Annotated in this window: 22 protein-coding genes; 13 read left to right on the plus strand and 9 right to left on the minus strand. The window is 39.6% G+C overall.

Annotated elements, in window-relative coordinates; translation table 11 throughout:
• Nucleotides 1-127 precede the first annotated feature (127 nt).
• Nucleotides 128-1,570, plus strand: coding sequence for a right-handed parallel beta-helix repeat-containing protein (locus tag AQPE_RS15785; protein ID WP_318347466.1), 1,443 nt, complete (start codon nt 128-130; stop codon nt 1,568-1,570).
• Here AQPE_RS15785 and AQPE_RS15790 read toward each other — a convergent pair.
• Entirely contained in the window at nt 1,562-1,717 is a 156-nt protein-coding gene (locus tag AQPE_RS15790; protein ID WP_318347467.1) for a hypothetical protein, read from the minus strand. The genes AQPE_RS15785 and AQPE_RS15790 overlap by 9 nt on opposite strands.
• 48 nt (nt 1,718-1,765) lie before the next feature.
• On the opposite strand from AQPE_RS15790, the gene AQPE_RS15795 reads away from it, so the two are divergent.
• On the plus strand, nt 1,766-2,707 hold the full coding sequence (locus AQPE_RS15795) for an endonuclease/exonuclease/phosphatase family protein (RefSeq protein WP_318347468.1): 942 nt from the start codon (nt 1,766-1,768) through the stop codon (nt 2,705-2,707).
• Here the strand turns inward: AQPE_RS15795 and AQPE_RS15800 are convergent.
• On the minus strand, nt 2,701-4,116 hold the full coding sequence (locus AQPE_RS15800) for a CCA tRNA nucleotidyltransferase (RefSeq protein WP_318347469.1): 1,416 nt from the start codon (nt 4,114-4,116) through the stop codon (nt 2,701-2,703). The two genes, AQPE_RS15795 and AQPE_RS15800, sit on opposite strands and share 7 nt — an antisense overlap.
• A gap of 181 nt (nt 4,117-4,297) precedes the next feature.
• On the opposite strand from AQPE_RS15800, the gene trxA reads away from it, so the two are divergent.
• Entirely contained in the window at nt 4,298-4,669 is a 372-nt protein-coding gene (trxA, locus tag AQPE_RS15805) for a thioredoxin (protein WP_318347470.1), read from the plus strand.
• Nucleotides 4,670-4,673: 4 nt separating this feature from the next.
• On the opposite strand, the gene AQPE_RS15810 is transcribed toward trxA, so the two are convergent.
• The gene (locus tag AQPE_RS15810) at nt 4,674-5,966 is read right to left on the minus strand and encodes a UDP-N-acetylmuramoyl-tripeptide--D-alanyl-D-alanine ligase (RefSeq protein WP_318347471.1); all 1,293 of its coding nucleotides are present in this window, start codon (nt 5,964-5,966) and stop codon (nt 4,674-4,676) included.
• Between the two features lie 68 nt (nt 5,967-6,034).
• The gene (locus AQPE_RS15815; protein WP_318347472.1) at nt 6,035-7,483 is read right to left on the minus strand and encodes an SUMF1/EgtB/PvdO family nonheme iron enzyme; all 1,449 of its coding nucleotides are present in this window, start codon (nt 7,481-7,483) and stop codon (nt 6,035-6,037) included.
• Nucleotides 7,484-7,797: 314 nt separating this feature from the next.
• On the opposite strand from AQPE_RS15815, the gene porU reads away from it, so the two are divergent.
• From porU to AQPE_RS15850, 7 genes are all read left to right on the plus strand, one after another.
• The gene (gene porU / locus AQPE_RS15820) at nt 7,798-11,541 is read left to right on the plus strand and encodes a type IX secretion system sortase PorU (RefSeq protein WP_318347473.1); all 3,744 of its coding nucleotides are present in this window, start codon (nt 7,798-7,800) and stop codon (nt 11,539-11,541) included.
• 129 nt (nt 11,542-11,670) lie between these two features.
• Entirely contained in the window at nt 11,671-12,831 is a 1,161-nt protein-coding gene (gene porV, locus AQPE_RS15825; protein WP_318347474.1) for a type IX secretion system outer membrane channel protein PorV, read from the plus strand.
• Nucleotides 12,832-12,885: 54 nt separating this feature from the next.
• Nucleotides 12,886-13,374: a 2-C-methyl-D-erythritol 2,4-cyclodiphosphate synthase gene (ispF, locus tag AQPE_RS15830; RefSeq protein WP_318347475.1), complete on the plus strand. Its 489-nt coding sequence runs from the start codon at nt 12,886-12,888 to the stop codon at nt 13,372-13,374.
• Between the two features lie 78 nt (nt 13,375-13,452).
• The gene (locus AQPE_RS15835; protein WP_318347476.1) at nt 13,453-13,635 is read left to right on the plus strand and encodes a hypothetical protein; all 183 of its coding nucleotides are present in this window, start codon (nt 13,453-13,455) and stop codon (nt 13,633-13,635) included.
• Nucleotides 13,623-13,943: a type II toxin-antitoxin system RelE/ParE family toxin gene (locus tag AQPE_RS15840; protein WP_318347477.1), complete on the plus strand. Its 321-nt coding sequence runs from the start codon at nt 13,623-13,625 to the stop codon at nt 13,941-13,943. The genes AQPE_RS15835 and AQPE_RS15840 overlap by 13 nt, the downstream gene beginning before the upstream one ends.
• Nucleotides 13,944-13,967: 24 nt before the next feature.
• The gene (locus AQPE_RS15845; RefSeq protein WP_318347478.1) at nt 13,968-14,330 is read left to right on the plus strand and encodes a CoA-binding protein; all 363 of its coding nucleotides are present in this window, start codon (nt 13,968-13,970) and stop codon (nt 14,328-14,330) included.
• Nucleotides 14,330-14,659 carry a thioredoxin family protein gene (locus tag AQPE_RS15850; protein ID WP_318347479.1) on the plus strand — a complete coding sequence of 110 codons (330 nt, stop codon included), beginning with the start codon at nt 14,330-14,332 and terminating at the stop codon, nt 14,657-14,659. Before AQPE_RS15845 ends, AQPE_RS15850 begins: the two co-directional genes overlap by 1 nt.
• A 115-nt stretch (nt 14,660-14,774) precedes the next feature.
• Here AQPE_RS15850 and AQPE_RS15855 read toward each other — a convergent pair whose 3' ends face one another.
• Nucleotides 14,775-16,787 carry a urocanate hydratase gene (locus AQPE_RS15855; RefSeq protein ID WP_318347480.1) on the minus strand — a complete coding sequence of 671 codons (2,013 nt, stop codon included), beginning with the start codon at nt 16,785-16,787 and terminating at the stop codon, nt 14,775-14,777.
• Nucleotides 16,788-16,961: 174 nt separating this feature from the next.
• Between AQPE_RS15855 and AQPE_RS15860 the strand changes: the two genes are divergently transcribed.
• From AQPE_RS15860 to AQPE_RS15870, 3 genes are all read left to right on the plus strand, one after another.
• Nucleotides 16,962-17,552, plus strand: coding sequence for a LemA family protein (locus tag AQPE_RS15860; protein WP_318347481.1), 591 nt, complete (start codon nt 16,962-16,964; stop codon nt 17,550-17,552).
• Between the two features lie 206 nt (nt 17,553-17,758).
• Complete coding sequence (locus AQPE_RS15865; protein ID WP_318347482.1) at nt 17,759-18,202, plus strand: TPM domain-containing protein; 444 nt, start codon at nt 17,759-17,761, stop codon at nt 18,200-18,202.
• Nucleotide 18,203: 1 nt separating this feature from the next.
• The gene (locus AQPE_RS15870) at nt 18,204-18,992 is read left to right on the plus strand and encodes a TPM domain-containing protein (protein ID WP_318347483.1); all 789 of its coding nucleotides are present in this window, start codon (nt 18,204-18,206) and stop codon (nt 18,990-18,992) included.
• Between the two features lie 186 nt (nt 18,993-19,178).
• On the opposite strand, the gene AQPE_RS15875 is transcribed toward AQPE_RS15870, so the two are convergent.
• Genes AQPE_RS15875 through AQPE_RS15890 form a run of 4 tightly spaced genes read right to left on the minus strand, consistent with a single transcriptional unit; the run spans nt 19,179 to nt 22,434 of the window.
• On the minus strand, nt 19,179-19,955 hold the full coding sequence (locus tag AQPE_RS15875; RefSeq protein ID WP_318347484.1) for a zinc ribbon domain-containing protein: 777 nt from the start codon (nt 19,953-19,955) through the stop codon (nt 19,179-19,181).
• Nucleotides 19,956-19,979: 24 nt separating this feature from the next.
• Complete coding sequence (locus tag AQPE_RS15880; RefSeq protein ID WP_318347485.1) at nt 19,980-21,077, minus strand: Nif3-like dinuclear metal center hexameric protein; 1,098 nt, start codon at nt 21,075-21,077, stop codon at nt 19,980-19,982.
• Between the two features lie 46 nt (nt 21,078-21,123).
• Entirely contained in the window at nt 21,124-21,459 is a 336-nt protein-coding gene (locus AQPE_RS15885; RefSeq protein WP_318347486.1) for a MerR family transcriptional regulator, read from the minus strand.
• Nucleotides 21,460-21,462: 3 nt separating this feature from the next.
• Complete coding sequence (locus AQPE_RS15890; RefSeq protein WP_318347487.1) at nt 21,463-22,434, minus strand: M23 family metallopeptidase; 972 nt, start codon at nt 22,432-22,434, stop codon at nt 21,463-21,465.
• Nucleotides 22,435-22,451 lie beyond the last annotated feature (17 nt).

The raw sequence follows: 22,451 nt of genomic DNA on the forward strand, positions 1-22,451 counted from the left end.
CAATTTAGTGCTATGATGAGGTGATTTCAACACTTACTTGCATAAATGTTAAAAAATGTAAAAATCATTTATTATTTTTGGCATACTAAGTGTATTTATCTGAACGTTATTATCTAAACCTATTTGTTTGAAGAATCTTTTCTACATATTGATTTTATTCCTGTCACTTGGGTATTTATTTTCATGTGAGGACGAAAAGTATCTTTCTTCTGCAAATGTCAAGCTCCGGTTTTCAGTTGATACTGTTATGTTTGATACTGTTTTTACAACAATCGGTTCAACTACTCAGCATTTAAAAGTTTATAATCCATACGATCAGAAAGTTTTAATTTCCTCGGTAAAACTTGCCAAAGCAGAAACTTCCAATTTTAGGTTGAATGTAAATGGAGTATCTTCCAATGAGGTTAAGAATCTGGAGATAGCTCCATTTGACAGTTTGTATATTTTTGTTGAAGTGACAATTGATCCGAATGGACAGAATCTTCCGTTGGTGGTCAAAGATTCCATAGAATTTGTAACAAATTCGAATCCGCAGGATGTTGACTTGGTGGCATGGGGGCAGGACTTTAAACTGGTAAAAGGTAAAATTCCGAAAAATACAATCTGGACGAATGAAAAGCCTTATCTTGTCTATACCGACGCTTATGTCGACAGCATCTCTTCGTTAACAATTCAGGCAGGAACGAAGGTTTATTTTCATAAAGAAGCAGGATTGCATGTTGAAGGCAGGGTGGTTGCAAAAGGAACGGTTGAAAATCCGATAATCTTTCATGGAGATCGACTTGAAACAGTATATTCCAATGTTCCCGATCAATGGGACGGAATTTCGCTCTATCCAGGAAGTAAGAATAATGAGTTCTCGAATGTTGAAATCAAAAATGCAAATATTGGACTTTTAATTGGAAATGTTGGTGAAGAGAACTCTGCTGATGTGACACTTAATAATGTGAAAATTCAAAATATGGCCTATGCCGGAATTTTCGCTATGGAATCAGGTATTAAAGCGACCAATTGTTTGATTACAAACTGTGGCTATTATGCCGTTGCCTTGCTAGTTAGTGGAAATTATGAGTTCAATCATTCGACGATTGCAAATTATTGGCCGCAGTATGGGTTTAAAACCAGAACGACTCCTGCGGTTTACATTGCCAATGTTTTAAATGTTGCAAAAGATAAAAAGGATTATGTCGGTGACATTGCCAAAGCTGATTTTTCAAATTGTATAATAACTGGTAACGTTCTTGATAATAATGAGCTTTATTTAAAAGTAAATCCGGATAAGATATTCAATTATAAATTTGAAAGATGTGTCATTCAGTTAGATAAAACTGATGTATTTAAAACAAGCGCCCAACATTATCTAAATTGTTTTAAGATTAGACCTGATTCAATATTTGTAGATCCGTATAAAAAATTCAATTTCGAGTTGGATTCTTTGAGTAGAGCCAAGGATACAGCCAACAGAACGATCAGCAAGCTTTATCCAACTGATTTAAAAGGACGTGACCGATTCCTTGACAACGGACCTGATATTGGCGCTTTGGAACGTCAGGAAAAAAAATCAAAATAGTAGTAAAAGCTGGCGAAGCTCCCTTTCCCATTTGTTTTCTTTGATCATAAATAACTGAAGACCATTTTCTTTCTTTTCGGTAACGGATAATTTTGTAAAATGAAATTTCAATTCATAATATGCAACTTGTTTTTGTTGTTTCTTCATTCGAATTTATGCGGCCAGAGTGATGTGTCAAAGAATGAATACACCTTCATGTTTTATAATACAGAGAACCTTTTTGATACTGAAAATGATTCTTTAACAAATGACGAAGAATTTACTCCTGACGCCAATAGACACTGGAATCAAGCCAGACTTCATTCAAAGGCAGAGCGTTTGGCAAAAGTAATTTTGGCGGCCGGGAAATGGAATGCGCCTCTCGTTATTGGACTCTGTGAAGTTGAAGATTTGAATGTTCTTGAATTGCTGACCCGCAATGAACCTTTGGCTCGATTTCATTATAAAATTGTACACAAAGACTCTCCTGATTCAAGAGGTATTGATGTAGCATTACTTTACAGGCCTGAGTATTTTCGCCCGTTCGATTATCAGGCAATACCGGTCACCGATGCCAAAGATAAATCTTTTAAAACCAGGGATGTTTTGCGAATAAGTGGTGTGCTGAACGATTGCGATACGCTACATATTTTTGTAAATCACTGGCCATCCAGATATGGTGGAATAATGGAAACGTTGAGGTATCGTGGTCTGGCTGCTGAAACTCTAAGAAACTCTATTCAAGATCTGTTTGGCCGATACCCAAAGGCAAAAATAATTTGTATGGGCGATTTTAATGACACTCCGTCCGACGATAGTTTGGCTAAGATTCTTGAAGCAAAAGAACTAGATAATCCAAAGCTGGAAGGTGAATTAGTTAATCTTTCTTTCGGATGGATTTCCAATGAAATTCAGACCATTAAAAGCAAATTTAGTTGGGAAGTATTTGACCAATTTATTGTTTCCGATTATTTTCTTCAGGGAAACAATTGCTTTAAGTTTCAGAAAGCTGAAATATTTAAAGCCGGATTCCTTCTTGAACCAGACTCGAAATTTGGTGGTGTTAAGCCAAAGCGCACTTATGTTGGGTTTAAATACCAGGAAGGATTTTCAGATCACCTTCCGGTTTTGCTGCGGGTCCAATTACAGAATCATTGATTTGCAACTGGCGTAAGCCCCATCTCAGTCGCTATTTTAAGCATATATTGAAAAGCCTGATCGTGATCATTTTGAATAATCCCATCCAGAATGGCGTCTTTTATAGCGTTTTTTATCAAACCTACTTCGCGACAAGGACTTAACCCATAAATTTCCATGATGGTTTCTCCGGTTACCGGAGGTTGGAAGTTGCGAATGTGATCCTTTTCTTCCAAATCTTTGAGTTTTTGCCGCACCAACTGGAAGTTGCTGTAATATTTCTTTACTTTTTCCTGATTCTTTGAAGTAATATCAGCTTCGCATAAAGTCATCAGATCATCAATGTCGTCGCCTGCTTCAAACAAAAGCCTGCGGATAGCCGAATCTGTTACTTCTTCTTCTGAAAGTACGATAGGTCGCATATGAAGCTCTACAATCTTCTGAACGTACTTCATTTTCTCGTTCAGTGGAAATTTCATCTTTTTGAATAGTGCGGGTACCATCTTCGCCCCAACAAAATTATGCGAATGGAAAGTCCAACCCAGTTGCGGCGAATATTTCTTGGTAACAGGTTTGGCAATATCATGTAATAAGGCCGACCAACGCAACCAAAGATTGTTGGTATTAGGTGCAATGCGATCTAAAACTTCCAGTGTATGAAAGAAATTGTCTTTGTGACCAATGCCATTCACTTCTTCGCGTCCTTTCATCCGATGCAATTCTGGGAAAATGATCTCCAGCAATCCGGTTTTATCCAATAATTTGAACCCAACTGATGGTTTTGAGGAAAGAATAATTTTATTCAATTCTTCGCCAATTCTTTCTTTCGAGATGATGTGAATTCGTTTTTTGTTCAACGCAATGGCTTCCAGTGTTTTTTCTTCAATCGTGAAGCCCAACTGCGTTGCAAAGCGGAGGGCTCGCATCATTCGCAATGGATCGTCAGAAAAGGTAATACCAGGTTCAAGAGGAGTTCGTAAGATTTTATTCTCGATATCCTGAATTCCGCCAAAAGGATCGATGAGTTCTCCAAATCGTTTGCTGTTTAAGCAAATGGCCAAAGCATTAATGGTAAAATCACGGCGGTTCTGGTCTTCTTCCAGAGTTCCGTCTTCAACAATTGGGTTCCGGGAATCTTCATTATACGATTCTTTTCGGGCGCCAACAAATTCCACTTCGAGCGATTGGTACTTCAACATAGCTGTACCATAATTTTTAAATACGCTTACTTGTATGTTTGGTCCTAATTTTTTTGCAACCATTTCAGCGAGTTGTATTCCGCTTCCGATGGTAACTACATCAATATCGGGAGATGGCCGGTTTAAAATTAAGTCTCTGACAAATCCACCGATGACATAGGTTTCCTGATCTATTTTGTCTGCCAATTCTGAAATGACTTGAAATATAGGATGTTGAAGATGATGCTTCATGAAATAAATTCCGATTTAAACGTATTGAGATAATTATATATGACAATTTGTATTTTAATTGTGACAAAATTACAATTAATTGCAGTTTAGAGGTACAAACCAAGATTTTAATTTATTGGCATGTGAATTGATATTGATGTATGAAATAATGTGTATATTTGTATAATTAAAATTCATAACCATGTTAGAACATTTAACAAAAGAGACTTTCAAAGAAAAGGTGTTTAACTTTGATCTCAATAAAGAATGGAAATTTGAAGGAAAAACTCCTTGTATGATTGATTTTTATGCCGATTGGTGCGGTCCATGTAAAATGGTTGCTCCAGTTTTGGAAGAACTTCAAAAAGAATATGGGGAAAACCTTGTGATCTATAAAGTGAATACCGAAGACGAACGAGAATTATCATCCTTGTTTGGTATCCAAAGTATTCCGTCATTATTGTTTGTTCCTGTCGAAGGACAGCCTCAAATGGCAATGGGAGCGTTACCCAAATCAACGTTTGAAAAGGCCATTGCCGATGTGTTGAACGTAAAGAAACCAGAAATCAATTAAGCTTTTAAGGTAGCAATTCAAGAATTTTCTCAAGGTGTATTCCTCTTGAACCTTTAATAAGAATTAGTTTATTTTCAATAGGTTGTGTTTTTAGGTAGTTTGAAAGAAGTTCGACTTGATAGAACTTCTTTTTTTGTGTCCGGTCAATTGTATTTTTAAATTGAGGGCCGATAAGATATACTTCCGAAAATTTTTGTTCCTCAATAAAATCTGTAATTTTTTGGTGCTCTTCTGCCGAAACAGTGCCCAGTTCAAGCATATCGCCCAAAATGATGCATTTATTTTCATGTCGGATGCCTGCGAAATTAGTCAGGGCAGCCATCATGCTCGTTGGATTCGCATTGTATGCATCCATGATGATGGTGTTTTTCGCTTTTTGGATCAGCTGAGAGCGGTTATTTGACGGGGAATATTCTGCTATTGCTTCTTGTATAAGCAACGGGTCAACTTCAAAATATTTACCGACGCAGGCTGCTGCCAATAGGTTTTCGAAATTATAATCACCAATCAGTTTCGATTTGAGATAAAGCCAACCTTTTTGGAAAAGCGCTTTAACGACTAGATAGTTGTCGGTACTTGCAAGCTCTCCGGCCATGAAATAATCAGTTGATTTTCCGTAGCTTATTTGTTCAATATGATTAGCCTGTTTAGTCAATAGAGAATTGTCGGCATTCACAAAGCACTTGCCTCCATTATTTCTGATGAAATCATACATTTCTGACTTGGTTTTTATGACACCTTCAAATGAGCCAAAACCTTCCAGATGCGCTTTCCCAATATTAGTGATTAGGCCAAAATCAGGATTGGCAATCTCGCAGAGAATTTTGATTTCTCCTGGATGATTGGCGCCCATTTCAACCACTCCGAATTCAGTTTCTGTACTCATTGAAAGTAAAGTCAAAGGAACACCAATGTGATTATTCAGGTTACCTTTAGTGGAATTAACCCTGAATTTTTTCGAGAGAACCGCTGCGATCAGCTCTTTTGTAGTTGTTTTGCCATTTGTTCCTGTAATCGCCAGAATTGGTAATCCCAATTGGTTCCGATGATATTGAGCAAGCTGTTGAAGACTAAGCAATACATCCTCAACAAGTATCATTTTATCATTCGTTGCAGATTCCGGTTCATCAATTACTGCATATGCTGCTCCTTTCAATATGGCTTCGTTCGCAAAGGCATTACCATTGAAATTGTCACCTTTCAAAGCGAAAAAGATGCTATTGGCCGGTATGTTTCTTGAATCAGTAGTTACTGTCGGGTGATTCCTAAAGATTGCATATAAGTTGGCGATTTCCATAGTTGGTGTTTAAAAAGAAAACCCCACTTTTTCAAATGAGGTTTTATATATTGAAAAATTAAACTCTGCTAAAATCCGTCAGGACTTCCAACTCGTGTCATTGCACAACGGAATCCTAAATCACTTGCAGATTCTGTTTCGGGACGATATCTGCGTGCACCAGGGCTCAACCAATAAGGTCTGTCTTTCCAGCTTCCTCCTTTATAAATTCTGGATTTATCTGAAATCAAAGAAGAGAACTGACCTTCTTTGGTTGACTGAATGTACATGTTATTGGTTTTTGTTTTATCCTTTTGTGTATTCCAGTCATCACCTTCAATAACCTGAGAAGTATAATCTCCATCCTTGAAGTTTCTGTAATCAGCAATGGTGTCTTTTACAAGTTCACCAAATTCATTACGAACCAATTTGCCATCTGCGTCGGTTCTGTATTTCGTGAAAGTATTTCCGCGGAAAGGTTGAAATTCTGCAACATCAGTAGACGATAATGGACGATATACATCAGCCACCCATTCATTCACATTACCGGCCATACAGTAAAGACCGTAATCGTTAGGATCGTATGAAGTAACAGGAGCTGTAATGTCGGCATTGTCATTTAAGGCACCAGCCATCCCCATTAAGTCGCCTCGCCCACGGGTGAAGTTAGCCATCATACGACCTCTGGTTTTCTTATTATCGTCGCGTAGGTAAGTCCCATTCCAAGGATATAGTTTCCTGTTGGTAAGAAGTTCGTCTTCTGTATTTCCAACTAAACCAAGTGCTGCATATTCCCATTCAGCTTCTGTAGGGAGGCGATAGTTCGGAAGCAGCAAGCCGTCTTCCCAACGAACTTTTCGATTGGTTCCAGCTGCATCTTTAAGTGGTTTTTTTCCTTCGGTACCTTGGTATAAACCAGCAAGATATGATTCAGTAGTAAATACATTTTGACCACTCTGAGTGTTGTCAATTGTAATTACGCCTTTATCGGCCAATATTTTTTCATTTACACGGTCTGTTCTCCATTTAGAGTATGCATCGGCCTGTTTCCAGGAGACTCCTACAACTGGATAATTTCCGTATGCCGGATGACGCAGGTAATTTGTGATATAAGGTTCGTTAAAAGCTAATTCTTCTCTCCATACTAAGGTGTCAGGAAGCGCAGATCCATATTTTTCAGGATTAGAAGGATAAACTCTTCTCAGCCAAAATAAATATTCCCGATAGTCGAGATTGGATACTTCGGTTTCATCCATATAAAAAGAGGCAACAGTAACCCGTTTTGGAACATTATTCCAATCGTACATCACGTCTTGTTCAACACGACCCATTGTAAACGTACCGCCCTGAATGAAAACCAATCCGGGACCAGTTTCTTGTTTGTAATTGTCATCGGACTGAAAACCACCATTTTTGGGATCTCCAAATTCCCATCCGGTTGCATGAGAAGTGCCAGAGCCACCTTTACCTTTTCCAATCAATCCGCATCCAGCCATTAATGTGGCGAGACCAAATAATATTATGGATCTAAATTTCATGTGTTTATGATTTGTTTTTAAATGCCACATGTAACTCGTCAGAAGAAGCCTTCATTGTGCATGAGTAACTTAAGGTACTGACTCGTTTCATCGTATATTTTCTTTTCTGTTATTTAAAAGACTCACAAATATAACTAAATTGTTGAATTGATATTGTTCATGTATTCAATCTTTTTTTTACACTTGTTGTTTGTACTGCATATCTTTGCCACTGACAATTAAGGTCGGTAAAGTTTAGTTTTACATTATGACATAATGTTATAATATTTGTAGCTACTTCTCGTTTAAATAATAGTGTAATAAATAAATACATAATGCTAAGATTTTTACTTTTTTGTGGATTCCTTTTAGTTAATTTCAATAGCTGGTCAACTGATTTTCACCGGAAAATTAATTGGACTCAAAAATCACAAAATGTTGATGCAACTCAAAATTCATCTTTAAATTTTGAAGGCAGTATAATTATCGATCAGTCGCGATTGCCTTATTGGGTTGAAAGTTTTGATTTAACTGATCCGAATATTGAAATTTTGATAAGCGATGCAATTTTTGAACCTATTTCAAATTTATCGATTGCATTTAGTGATTCAATTGGAAGTGAATTGATTTTTAAGCATGAAATTGGCACAAGTTCGGGACGATCTGTGGTTCGTTTAACTGTTTTCCCTTTTGTCAGGAGAAATAGACAGCTTGAAAGATTGGTAGAATTTACAGTCTCGATCAAAGAAAATCCCAATCACCTAAAATCTGCCTCTTTGGCGTATCAGTGGAAAACTGCATCAGTCCTGGCATCAGGCAAATGGGTTAAAATCAAGACAAAAAATAAGGGTATTTATAAAGTTACATTCGATCAGCTTAAGTCATGGGGGTTTTCAAATCCAGATCAGGTTTCTGTTTATGGCAACGGTGGTTATATGTTGCCGTTTTTGAATAAAAATATTGGATTTGATGACTTGAATGCTTACCCGATTTTTAAGGGAAAGGACAATGCCAGTAAAGATTGTCTGTTTTTCTATTCGACTGGAAGTGTACGTATTAATGAAGATGCAGCAACAGGAGTCTTAACACATAAGCAAAATTACTATTCTACCGAAACATACTTTTATCTTTCTGATGTGGGAACGTCTAAGATTATTTCAAAAGCCGCTGAACTCACAGACAATACGACCAGGACAATTAATTCTTTTAGCAATTATGCTTTTTATGAAAAAGACACTGTTAATCTAATATCTTCGGGCAGTCAATGGTTTGGAGAGAAATTTAATTCAGGTCAATCTCAAACAGTTAGTTTGACACTCGATAATCCTGATTTGACAAAACAAGCTCAGTTTGTTATTTCTGCTGTTGCCCGATCATCAGCTTCAAGTTCTATGAATGTAAGTATGAATGGGTCCTCAAAGAGTACTATTACATTTAACGCACTTGCTGTGACTGATCCAACTTCTGATTTTGCCAATCAACAGATTTCTTCATTTTCAGGACTTCCCCCATCAAAAAGTCTTCAGATTAAGCTGGTGTATAGTGCATCAAATAGCACCTCAAACGCATGGCTTGACTATGTATCTGTTAATTATCAAAGTTTGCTGAATATGAATGCCGATGTTTATTTATTCCGGGGGAAAGGAGCAGAAGAGTCCGCTCAGGCTTCTGAGTTTGTTTTGAGCGGCGCTTCATCAACGACTAGGATATTTGACATAACCGATATTAACAATACGTTCGAGGTGCCTGCCGTTTATTTGGATGGCCAGCTTAAATTTAAATCAAATTCAGCTACGACCCGCGAATATGTGGCGTTTAATCCTGGCGGAACGATCCCTGTTCCTGAATTGGTTGGGACGATAGCCAATCAGAATTTACATGCTGCCGATCTTTCAGAAATGATTATTGTGGCAAATTCTGCATTAGAAAATGCTGCTGACTCATTGGCCGAGTTTCACCGTAAAACAGATGGAATAACTGTACAGGTTGTTACTCCTGATGTTATTTACAATGAATTTTCAGGTGGGCTTCCTGATCCATCAGGTCTCCGGAATTATTTCAGGAAGTGCTATGATCTTGGTAAAGCGAGTGGAAAAAATACACTGAAATACATTTTGCTGATGGGCGATGGATCGTATGACAACCGAAATATTCTGGGCAAAAATCACAACCTTCTTCCAACTTTTCAGTCGGACAATTCACTTTCGCCTACAGAATCGTTCGTTACCGATGATTTCTTTGTGTTTCTCGATCAGGATGAAGGAGGTTCCCAGGGAATCGTAGATCTTGGAATTGGTCGTATTCCGGCAGGTACATTGGAAATTGCTGATGCGGTAGTCAGTAAAATCAAAAATTACAACCAGCAGAAAACCATGGGAAATTGGCGGAATGTGGTTACTTTTATTGGCGACGATGAGGATTATAACACTCATATGAGCCAGGCTGAAAATTTAGCAATTTCCGTAAATAAAGGGTATCCCGGGTTTTTTACAGATAAAATCTATCTTGATGCGTATACGCAAATTTCGACTTCAGGAGGAGAGAAATATCCTGATGTAACTGCGGCTATTAATAATCGTGTAAAACAAGGTACATTGGTGATGAACTATACCGGGCATGCCAATGAAAAATATTTGGCAGATGAAAAAGTATTGGACATTCCCGAAATAAATAAATGGTCGAACACGAATAAGTTACCAATATTTGTAACTGCAACCTGCGAATTCAGTCGATTTGATGCCGATGAGACATCTGCTGGAGAAGAAATTCTGTTTAACCCTATTGGTGGTGGTGTTGGTCTTTTTTCGACCACTAGATTGGTTTACTCAGGGGCAAATTTTGTTCTGAACAACAAATTCTTTCAGTATATTTTTGAAAAAGATCAGCAGGGTAATAATTTGCGATTAGGTGATGTGATGCAGAAAGCAAAAGCGGCTGCCAATACAGGAACGAACCAATTAAATTTCTCCTTACTTGCCGATCCAGCGATGCGGTTGGCAAATCCCAATTATCAGGTAAAGACAATCAGTATTGACGGGAAAGATGTCGGTACACAAACTGATACCATTCGGACACTATCTGTCGTAACCGTTAAAGGCTACGTGGCCGATAATAGCGGGGCTAAACTAACTTCGTTTAATGGAGAAATAATTCCGACAGTATACGATAAAGCGATGCAGGTGGAGACGCTTGGAAATGCTGGGCAAACTCCAATGAGTTATTCGGTACAAAATAACGTTATCTATAAAGGTTTGGCCAGTGTTAAAAATGGGGAGTTTGAGTTTTCGTTTTTTGTTCCGAAAGATATTTCTTATAAAGTTGATAAGGGTAAAATACTCTATTATGCTTACAACGAAACTGTTGATGCACAAGGCTATTTTGATGGATTTTACGTTGGAGGAGCATCAAGTAATACCACATCTGACTCAAAAGGACCTGGTGTTGAATTGTTTCTTAATTCCGATTCGTTTAAAGACGGAGACCTGGTGAGCGCCAGTTCTGTTTTGATTGCAAATATTAACGATGAGACCGGAATCAATACTTCAGGAACAGGTATTGGACACGACATTACTGCGGTTCTCGATGATGATTATACCAACATCATGATCTTAAATGATTATTTTCAAGCTGATAAAGATAAATATACCAGCGGCAAGATTATTTTCCCACTCACGAACCTGGCTGAAGGCGAGCATGTTCTCAAACTGAAAGTCTGGGATGTACTAAATAATTCTTCGGAAGTGGAAATCAGGTTTATGGTGAAGGATGATTTTAGGATCGAAACCCTTACCTGCTACCCCAATCCGATGCAGGGTCAAACCAATTTTATTTTTACACATAATCAGCCTGATGAATCGTTTGATGTTCGCCTTGAAGTCTTTTCAAGTTCAGGTGTCCAGATGGATGTATTTAAAACAACAGTTGGCTCATCCGGAACTGAAAGTTTGCCATTTTCATGGACTCCGGCAGATCGGTCTGTAAAAATGATTCCAGGGGTCTATATTTATAGACTTACCGTAACAACCAACGATGGGAAGATTAGCAGTGGCTCAGGCCGGCTGGTTTTTATTTACCGTTAAAATGTATCCAAAACATTCTGGTGTTATACTATTTTAGATAGATGTCCGTTTATATTTTTGTTTGTCTGGTAAGTTCTCCTTTACAAACATCTATATTTGCAAATTCAAAAAAATATTGAACGATTTAAAATGAAGAAAATAAATCTACTTCTGACTGCTGTCCTTTGGGTTGGGATGTTTTTACCGCATGCAAATGCACAAACCACTTCAACTACCGGAGCAAATACAATTTCTACCGGCGTACCATTCTTAACTATTGCACCCGACTCAAGAGCCGGAGCGATGGGAGATGCTGGTGTTGCAACCTCACCCGATGTGAACTCACAACACTGGAATCCGGCAAAGTACGCGTTTGCAGAGAGTGAAATGGGAATTGCCTTGTCGTATTCTCCATGGCTGAGCAATCTGGTTAAAGACATCAATTTAGCCTACCTTGTGGGTTATAAACGTCTGGATGAGAATCAAACGATGAGTGGATCATTGCGCTATTTTACCTTAGGCGATATTCAATTTATGGATCAATATGGTTACGCACAAGGAAACCAAAGTCCAAACGAGTTTGCGGTCGATTTAGGTTATACCCGTCTCCTTTCCGAGAATTTTTCGGGAGCTGTTGCCCTTCGGTACATTCGTTCCGACCTCACTGGTGGACAGGAAGTAAATGGAGTTGCAACTCACGCAGGAAGTGCTTATGCTGCTGATGTGGCTTTCTATTATCAGAATGAAATCCGGATGAATCGTAAAAATTCGACAATTGCCGCCGGTATTAATATTTCGAACATTGGGAGTAAAATATCTTACACCGATGGAGAAACCAAAGATTTTATTCCTACAAACCTGAGGCTGGGAGCTTCCTACAAAACCGAAATGGATCGGTATAATACCATCATGTTCACTTTTGATGCCAATAAGTTGTTAGTGCCAACTCCTGAAGTTGCTACTGATGATATCGTTACAGGATCAACTTCTTCCAAGTCGCCAATAGCTGGTATTTTTAGTTCGTTTAGTGATGCACCGGGAGGCATGAAGGAAGAATTTAAAGAGATTAATTTTTCGGTCGGTGCCGAATATTGGTACAACAAACAATTTGCATTACGTGCCGGATATTTTTACGAAGATGCATCGAAAGGAAACCGGAAATTTTTCACAGCAGGAGCTGGCCTGAAAATGAATGTTTTTGCACTCGACTTTTCGTACCTATTGCCTGTAGCACAAAATAATCCATTGGCAAATACCCTTCGGTTTACCCTGATGTTCGATTTAGAGGCCTTCAACAAACAAAAGAGATAACATAAATTCAGATATTGATACCGTTCTGATGTCTGAATCATAAAATCTAAAAATATGAATTTCCGGATTGGATACGGATACGATGTACACCGTTTAGCTGAGGGCGAAACCCTGTGGCTGGGCGGTGTTCTTGTTCCTCACAGTAAAGGAACTGTCGCTCATTCCGATGGTGATGTGTTGATTCATGCCCTTTGCGATGCCATGCTCGGTGCGGCAAAACTGGGTGATATTGGTCGCCATTTCCCTGATACTTCAGCCGACTTCAAGAACATTGACAGCAAAATATTGTTGTATCGAACCAATGAACTGATTGCTTCCAAAAACTATCAGGTAGGAAACCTTGATGTTACAGTTGCTGCGCAGAACCCAAAGTTAAAGACGTACATTCCTGAAATGGAAAAGACAATAGCCGAAATTTTGGGGATCGATATTGACGCTGTTTCAATCAAAGCGACAACAACTGAAAATCTGGGGTTTGAGGGTAGGGAAGAAGGAATTTCTGTTCATGCGGTTGTATTGTTGGAAAAAATAATTGAGACTTGAATCTACGTGTTCTTTTTCTCGTAAAGAAATTCAGCTTTTTACTCGCTTTTTTCGTACTTTAGAACAAATTTAAATTGTATGCTTACAAAGACACAGATAAAGAGCGCATTTGATAGCCTGCCTGAAAATGTCAGCATTGAGCAGGTTATTGAACATTTAATCTTTTTGGATAAAGTTCAGAAAGGATTGGACGATTCAGATGGAGGTCGTGTAAATACAGTAGAAGAGGCCAAACAAAAGCTAAATAAATGGTTGAAATAATCTGGACTGATGCTGCAATTCATGATTTGAATGATATTGGCGAATACATCAGTAATGATTCGCCAAAGTATGCTGAATTAACAGTGTCCAATTTGTTCAATGCTCCTTCAATTTTAGTACATCATCCTCAGGCTGGGAAAATGGTTCCTGAATTTGCCTCACCTTTAATTCGGGAGTTAATTTCCGGAAACTATCGAGTCGTCTATCGAATTGTGAATTATGAGAGAATAGATATTTTGACAGTTCATAATTGCTCTCGATTAATTGGGAATACAATTGATTTTGGTGAGGATAGCCTCACTACATAATTCTTGGTACTCTAAAATATTTCCATGAAAAAAACTTTGGTAATTGGGGCAAGTGAAAACCCCGATCGGTATTCAAACAAAGCCATTAAAGCTTTGGTGTCACATCAGCACGAGGTTGTAGCCATTGGTTTGCGGGCTGGCGAAGTCGCAGGTGTTGCATTTAATTCTGAAAAGAAAGCTTTTGACGGTATTGATACGGTTACTTTGTATGTTGGGTCACAAAACCAACCCGAATACTATTCTTACATCCTGAATTTAAAACCAAAGCGAGTCATATTCAACCCTGGAACTGAAAATCCTGAATTTATCGCGAAACTTGAATCAGCTGGTATTTATCCGGAAATTGCCTGTACACTTGTTTTATTAGCCACTGATCAATACGAGTAATGAAGACGATTCAATCAATACCCGAATTTGACCAGATTTTGGCTGAGAACGATGCTGTTTTAGCTTACTTTTCAACTGAGACTTGTTCTGTCTGCCACGTTTTAAAACCCAAAGTGATTGAAATGGTTTCAGAGGCATTCCCAAAAATGAAAATGGTTTTTGTTGAATCAGACAAACTTCCGGAGTTAGCTGCACAGAACAGGGTGTTTACTGCTCCAACGGTTGTTGTTTTCTTTGCTGGTCGCGAAACGATTCGCAAAAGCCGAGCCTTTGGAGTGGAAGAATTAAGATCTGAAATTGAACGTCCATATTCGTTGATGTTCGAATAAAAATTATTAAGGAGGTCATCCCGAACTTGTTTCGGGATCTGTCACATAATGCTTAGAGATCCTGAAACGAGTTCAGGATGACTGGATCCTCGGTCGTCTTAAATTTTGATCCAGATCAATCCATTTTTTCAAACAACTGATCCATCATCTTTTCATCTGTCAGATTTGGCAACGTAATTTTCAGATTTGGATTTTCCTGCATGGCTCGTTTGATGGCAAATACTGCCGATTCATTTCGGGCCCAGCTACGGCGCGCAATTCCATTGTTTACATCCCAATGAAGCATTTGCTTTAGTCGTCGGTCAGCATCCTCTGAACCGTCTAAAGTCATCCCGAAACCACCGTTAATAACTTCGCCCCAGCCTACACCGCCACCATTGTGAATCGAAACCCAGGTGGCGCCACGGAACGAATCGCCGATTACATTCTGGATGGCCATGTCGGCAGTAAATGACGATCCGTCGTAAATGTTGGAGGTTTCGCGAAATGGTGAATCCGTTCCAGAAACATCATGGTGATCGCGTCCCAAAACTATTGGAGCAGAGATAATTCCGTTACGAACCGCATTATTGAACGCTTCAGCAATTTTTATCCGTCCTTCGCAATCGGCATAAAGTATACGAGCCTGCGAACCAACTACCAGTTTGTTCTTCCCGGCTTCGCCAATCCAATGGATATTGTCGGTTAACTGGTTAATTATTTCAGAAGGTGCATCTTTGGCTATTTTAGTCAATACCTGAAGTGCAATTTCGTCGGTCTTCTGAAGATCAGACGGATCACACGAGCAGCAAACCCAACGAAATGGCCCGAATCCGTAATCGAAGAATAGCGGACCCATAATATCCTGAACATATGATGGATAAGTGAAACTGCCATCCGGTTTAGTTACTTCAGCCTCGGCTCGTTTCGCTTCCAACAAAAAAGCATTGCCGTAATCCCAGAAATACATGCCATTCCCGGAGAGTTTATTGATGGCATTCACCTGCCGGCGCAGACTTTCGTACACTTTTTCCTGAAAAAGTTCCGGATTTTCAGCCATCAGTCGATTTGATTCTTCCAGCGAGATTCCGACTGGATAATATCCTCCGGCAAAAGGATTGTGCAGCGAAGTCTGGTCGGAACCTAAATCGATTGAAATATTCTCATTGGCAAGCTTTTCCCACAAATCGACCACATTTCCCTGGTAGGCCAGTGAAACCGCTTCTTTGTTGCGGCGTGCTTCCTGCATCCTGATAATTAGCTGATCCAAATCTTCATAAACTTCATCGACCCAGCCTTGCTGGTGACGAATGGCAACGACTTTTGGATTGATTTCAGCAATAACAGCCACCATTCCGGCAATAACAGTGGCTTTTGGCTGTGCACCCGACATACCACCTAAGCCTGACGAAACAAAGATTTTCCCTGCTATTTCGCCATTTCCGTTCATTCGGGCAGCATTCATTAGTGTGATTGTTGTGCCATGCACGATTCCCTGCGGCCCAATGTACATAAACGATCCGGCAGTCATCTGCCCGTATTGCGAAACTCCAAGTGCATTCATGCGCTCGTAATCATCCCTTCCGGAGTAATTGGGAATAACCATGCCGTTTGTTACCACCACGCGTGGCGCATCTTTATGCGACGGGAAAAGTCCCATTGGATGACCCGAATACATCACCAGCGTTTGTTCATCGGTCATTTCCGACAGGTATTTCATCGTGAGCCGGTATTGTGCCCAATTCTGAAAAACAGCGCCGTTTCCGCCGTAAGTAATTAATTCGTGCGGATGTTGAGCCACTGCGTAATCCAGGTTATTCTGAATCATCATCATGATGGAGGCTGCCTGAACCGACCGGTGCGGGTAATCTTCCAAGGATCGGGCTTTCATTTCATATTCCGGACGAAGCCGATACATGTAAATTCGGCCATATTGTCGCAGTTCTTCCAGAAATTCCGGTGCCAATAGGGCATGATGCTCAGGCGCAAAATACCTCAGGGCATTTTGTACTGCCAGTCGTTTTTCAGACTTCGAAAGTATATCTTTACGTTTCGGGGCGTGGTTTACAGCCTTATTATATGGTTTCTTCTCCGGAAGTTGGGTTGGAATTCCTTCCTGAATGGCAGATTTAAATTCGGTGGTATTCATAGTCGTTGAATTGTGGTTCACCTTTTGAAGTAGCAGTTATAACGGCAAAATTGCGACATTCCCCGATAATTCGGTGTATCATGCGAGGAGTTTTGCAACATTTGTCAAACTTACTTTTGTCATATATTGTAACGGTTTTATTAAATTTGAAATTAAACATTAAAGGAAAATAAGATGAAAAAAACATGGATTGTCCTGGCAGTAATTGCTGTTCTACTTTTATTGGCGTATTCGTCGGTGAAAAGCTCATACAACAACATGGTAACCATGCAGGAAGGTGTGACCGCTCAGTGGTCGCAAGTTGAAAACGTTTATCAGCGTCGTTCCGACCTGATTCCAAATTTGGTTAGTACCGTAAAAGGTTATGCCGATTTTGAAAAAGAAACCCTGACTCAGGTGATTGAAGCCCGTGCAAAAGCAACGGCTGTAAATATTAATCCGGATAAACTGGATGCTCAATCATTACAGAATTTCCAGAATGCGCAGTCCGGATTGTCATCGGCATTAAGCAAATTGATGGTTGTGGTCGAAAAATATCCTGAACTGAAAGCCAATCAGGGATTCCTCGATTTACAGGCACAGTTGGAAGGAGCTGAAAACCGGATTACCGTTGAACGTCAGAAGTTTAATCAAACAGCACAGTCGTATAACACGTTTATCCGTACATTCCCGAAAAATATTTTTGCCGGAATGTTTGGATTCGAAAAGAAAGCCTACTTCGAAGCTGAAAAGGGAGCTGAAAAAGCGCCTCAGGTTAAATTCTAAAAATAGCAACTGGTTATTGGCAGCTAGATTCTGGCTGCCAATAGCATCTTAGTTTTGCTAATATTTTGAACTGTCGGAACAACTGGAAAAAGTCATTAGTCATTCGAAAAGTAGCTTTAATGGTTTTTGCCCAATGACTAATGACAATTTCCTATTTTTGAGAGACGGTTGCTCTCATTATTTCATACATCATTAATCGAAAAACCATGTCAGTCGAAAATTTTTTCAGTAAAGAAGAAAAGAAACAAATAACCGATGCTATTGCTGAAGCTGAATTGAATACTTCAGGAGAGATAAGGTTACATATGGAAGGCCATTGCAAAATTGATGTTTTGGATCGTGCGGCTTATATATTTGAAAAGCTCGAAATGAATCAAACCGAAAAGCGAAACGGGGTTTTGTTCTATCTGGCAGTTTACGACCGAAAGTTTGCCATAATTGGCGATTCGGGAATCAATCAATTGGTTGCTGCCGATTTCTGGAACGAAACAAAGGAAACCATGCTTTCTTATTTTAAAGAAGGAAAATTTACCGATGGTTTGACCAAAGGAATCTTGATGGCTGGCGAACAATTGAAGGCCAACTTTCCTTACCAGAGTAATGATGTAAATGAATTGTCGGATGAAATATCGTTTGAAAAAAACTTATAAGATGAAGAAAATCCTACTGATATTATTCCTTTCGGTTTTTGCCGTTTCCATTTTTGCGCAGGATGTTCCGGAACGTCCGAATCCACCCAAATTGGTCAACGACATGGCTAATGTTTTATCCGATCAGGAAGAGCAACAACTGGAAGGAGAGCTTGATCAGTTCAATGAACAGACTTCCACTCAGATTTGCATTGTCACGCTTCCTTCGCTAAACGGAATGGAAATCTCGGATCTTTCGTTTAAAATTGGTGAAAAATGGGGCGTTGGTCAAAAAGGCAAGAACAACGGAATCGTGATCGTTTTCAAGCCTAAAACTAAAGGCGAAAAGGGAGCAATATTTGTTGCAGTAGGCTATGGTTTGGAAGGAGTTATTCCCGATGCTGTTGCCAATCGCAATGTGGTTGATTATGCCATGATTCCTTACTTCAAGGAAAATGACATTTATGGCGGTTTGTCTGCCGGAACAAAAGTTTTGATGAGCCTGGCTTCGGGAGAATTTACCGCGGCTGACTATCAGAAAAAAACAAGTGGAAAGAAGTCTGATAAAGATGGGGGTGGCGGATTTATTCTTGTTATCCTGATTATTATCGTATTGGTTTCGCTATTCAAAGGCGGACGTGGCGGTGGCTATAGCAGCAGAGGCAGTTTGCCATTCTGGCTAGCCATGGGTTTACTCGGAAGTGGTAATCGTGGCGGCGGTTCGTTTGGCGGTTTCTCGGGCGGAAGCGGTGGTTTTGGCGGCTTCGGTGGTGGGAGCTTTGGCGGCGGTGGCGCTGGCGGAAGCTGGTAAAACCAGTTGCCAGTATTCAGTCGCAGTGAGCAGCTTCAGTAACCATTTGCCAAAATTGAAATAAGGATTATCCTTTGCCGTTTCGCTTTAGCAAACGGACATTAATGCAAAAAAAGCCCCGTAGCCAAAATTGGTTACGGGGCTTTTTTTAGTCCCCTCTATGGGAGGGGATTTAGGGGAGGCTCATTATTCGACAGTTTCAATTTGATCCAAAATGTCTTTATCAACCAGAATACGACCGCAATATTCGCAAACAATTACTTTTTTGCGCGAAGCGATGTCCATTTGACGCTGTGGCGGAATTTTATTGAAGCAACCACCGCACGCATCACGCTGTACAGTTACAACAGCCAGGCCGTTACGGGCGTTTTTGCGAATGCGTTTGAAGGCAGTCACTAATCGCGCTTCGATGTTTCCTTCGATTTTTTCTGCTTTCGACTTTAGTCTTTCTTCTTCGATCTGAGTTTCAGCAGTAATTTCTTCCAACTCACGTTGTTTGCGATCCAAATCTTCCAAACGTTCTTTCAAAAGCGTTGACGAGGTTGCAATTGCTTCTTTTTTGCTTGTAAGTTCTGATGTGAATTCACGGATTCTTTTTTCCGACAATTCCATTTCGAGTTTCTGGAATTCAATTTCTTTACTCAACGAATCGAATTCGCGGTTATTCCGAACATTATTTTGCTGATCGGTGTATTTTATAATCAGTCCTTCTGATTCTTTAATGGCAGCCTTTTTGTTGCTGATGGCTGTTTCCATGTCTTTGATATCGTCTTCGAAATTGCTTACACGGGTTTTTAAACCAGTGATTTCATCTTCCAAATCCTGAACTTCCAACGGTAGCTCTCCGCGAAGTGTTTTAAATTTATCAATCTCAGAAACAACATTTTGCAGTTCGTACAATGCTCTTAGCTTTGAACTGATTGGCACACTTTTATTTTCGTCTCTAACGTACTGTGTATTCATATACTTATAGTTGTTTAACTTATATCAAATAAGATAATTTACCGGATTCGTGCTCAAAGCCGATAAATGGACTGCAAATTTAGGGAATTTTTTTGTAAGTAATTCATAAAAAACTTCTTTAGTGAATTGTTCGCTTTCATAATGCCCTATATCTGCAATGATGATTTGATTTTCGGCATCAAAGAACTGGTGATATTTAAAATCTCCGGATATGAAAATGTCGGCTTTCTGGGCCATTGCTTTACTTAAATAGGTACTTCCTGAACCGCCGCAAACGGCTACCCGGCTAATTGGTTTCCCCAAAAGCTGAGTGTGTTTAACAACCTCACAATTAAATACAGCTTTAATCGTTCGAAGAAAATCCATTTCGTTAACCGGTTCCTGAAGCTCTCCGATCATTCCAATTCCGGCTTGCAAATATTCGTTGTCCAAAGGGTAAATGTCGTACGCGACTTCTTCGTACGGATGAGCCTGTAAAAGCGCCTGGATAACTTTGGATTGGATGTGCTTTGGAAAGATTGTTTCAATACGTGTTTCTTTTTCGGTATGAAGCTGATTCTTCTCTCCAACATATGGATTGGTTTGGTCGTTTCCCCTGAAAGTGCCATTCCCATCTTGGTTGAAGCTGCACGAATCGTAATTCCCGATGTGGCCGGCACCGGCTTCAAACAGGACATTTCTAACTTTTTTAGCATCTGCAATCGGAACAAAAGTGACCAACTTTTTCAGGAATCCGGGTGTTGGAGCTAAAATTCGGCAATTCTGCAATTCAAGTTTTTCGCATATTTTGCTGTTCACACCGCCAAAAACACTGTCGAGATTGGTGTGTGCGGCATAAATGGCAATGTCGTTTTTGATGGCTTTGGCGACACAGCGTTCGATGTAGTTTTTGCCGTTTAGTTTTTTGATTCCGCTAAAAACAATCGGGTGGTGGCAAACAATCAGGTTGAGGTTTTTACTGATGGCTTCGTCCAGAATTTCTTCCGTAACATCAAGCGTAATCAGTAATCCTGAAATTTCATTGTCAGGTTCACCGATAATCAGTCCGGCATTGTCGTACGATTCCTGAAAAGCCAGCGGCGCAACAGATTCAATAAAATTGGTGATTTGTTTAAGTTGCATGAATGGATTTTAACTTATAACTTATATCTCATAACTTATAATTTCCCTATAACTCTTCTTTAATCTCAACCAGTACCTTTCTTATTTCCATAAGGCGGTTGACCACTTCGAAATTCTGAATCGTACCTTCTTTGTTGTCCTTCAGTTTTTTCTGAGCGCCTTTTATGGTCATCCCTCTTTCTTTCAGAAGGTGGTAGATGATTTTCATGTTTTCGATGTCTTCTTTGGTAAACATCCGGTTTCCCTTTGCATTTTTATGCGGTTTCAGGATGTCAAATTCGTTCTCCCAAAAGCGGATGTTTGAAGCATTAACAGCAAACATTTCGGCAACCTCGCCGATGGAATAAAAGACTTTTTCTATTTTGGGTTTCTTGTAAGGCATAGTTTAATCGAATGTTTGACCAATATTGGATGAGATTTTTACCATCTTTTCGTATTCCTGAGCATTCAAATCTTTGAAATAGTAGTACTGCGGATTCACCGGTTCGCCATTTTTGTGGACTTCGTAGTGTACGTGTGGCCCGGTTGAGGTGCCTGAGTTTCCAACAAGACCGATAACGCTTCCACGTTTAACCTTGTCGCCTTTTTTAACCTTAAAATCGCTCATGTGGCCATACAAAGTTTCGTAGCCAAAGCCATGGTCTATGATGACAAATTTCCCAAAACCACCTCCAATGGATTGTACATCTTTTACAACTCCATCACCGGTAGCATAAATCGGTGTGCCAATATTGGCGGTGAAATCCATTCCGTAGTGGAATTGTTTGATTTTGTAAATCGGGTGAATCCGATACCCCCAACCTGAAGCTGTACTTTTCAATGATTTGTTGGAAATTGGCATTATTGCTGGCATTCCTGCAACCAATTCTTCCTTGTTCATGGCCATTTTCATAACATCGTCGTACGATTTGGCCTGAATGTAGGCTTCTTTCGAAAGGATGTCAATCTTTTCGGCTGTTTTAATCACCAGATCCGAATTGTCGAATGATTCGAGTTTCGAGTACCTGTTTACTCCTCCAAATCCGGCTTTCCGAATGGTTGACGGGATTGGGTCGCTTTCGAAAATTACCCGGTATAGATTATTGTCGCGCTGTTCTATTTCGTCGAGTACTTTTTCGATCGTTCCAAGGTCTTTGTACATCAGTTCGTACTGTGTTAAAAGTCGTTCGTTTTCCTTGTGCAGAATGCGCATACGCGGAGATTCATAGAACTGAAGAATGCCAAACGCTATCAGTATCGACGTTGCCAATGTTGTTGATGATACAGCTAAAAAACGCTTTACCCGGGTTTTGAAGCTAATTACGATTTTGTCGTAGCTAAGTGTATGAGCATTAAATCGGTACTTAACTTTTGCCATAAAACAAGACAGTTGGA

The organism is Aquipluma nitroreducens (genome assembly GCF_009689585.1).
Taxonomy (GTDB): Bacteria; Bacteroidota; Bacteroidia; order Bacteroidales; family Prolixibacteraceae; genus Aquipluma; species Aquipluma nitroreducens.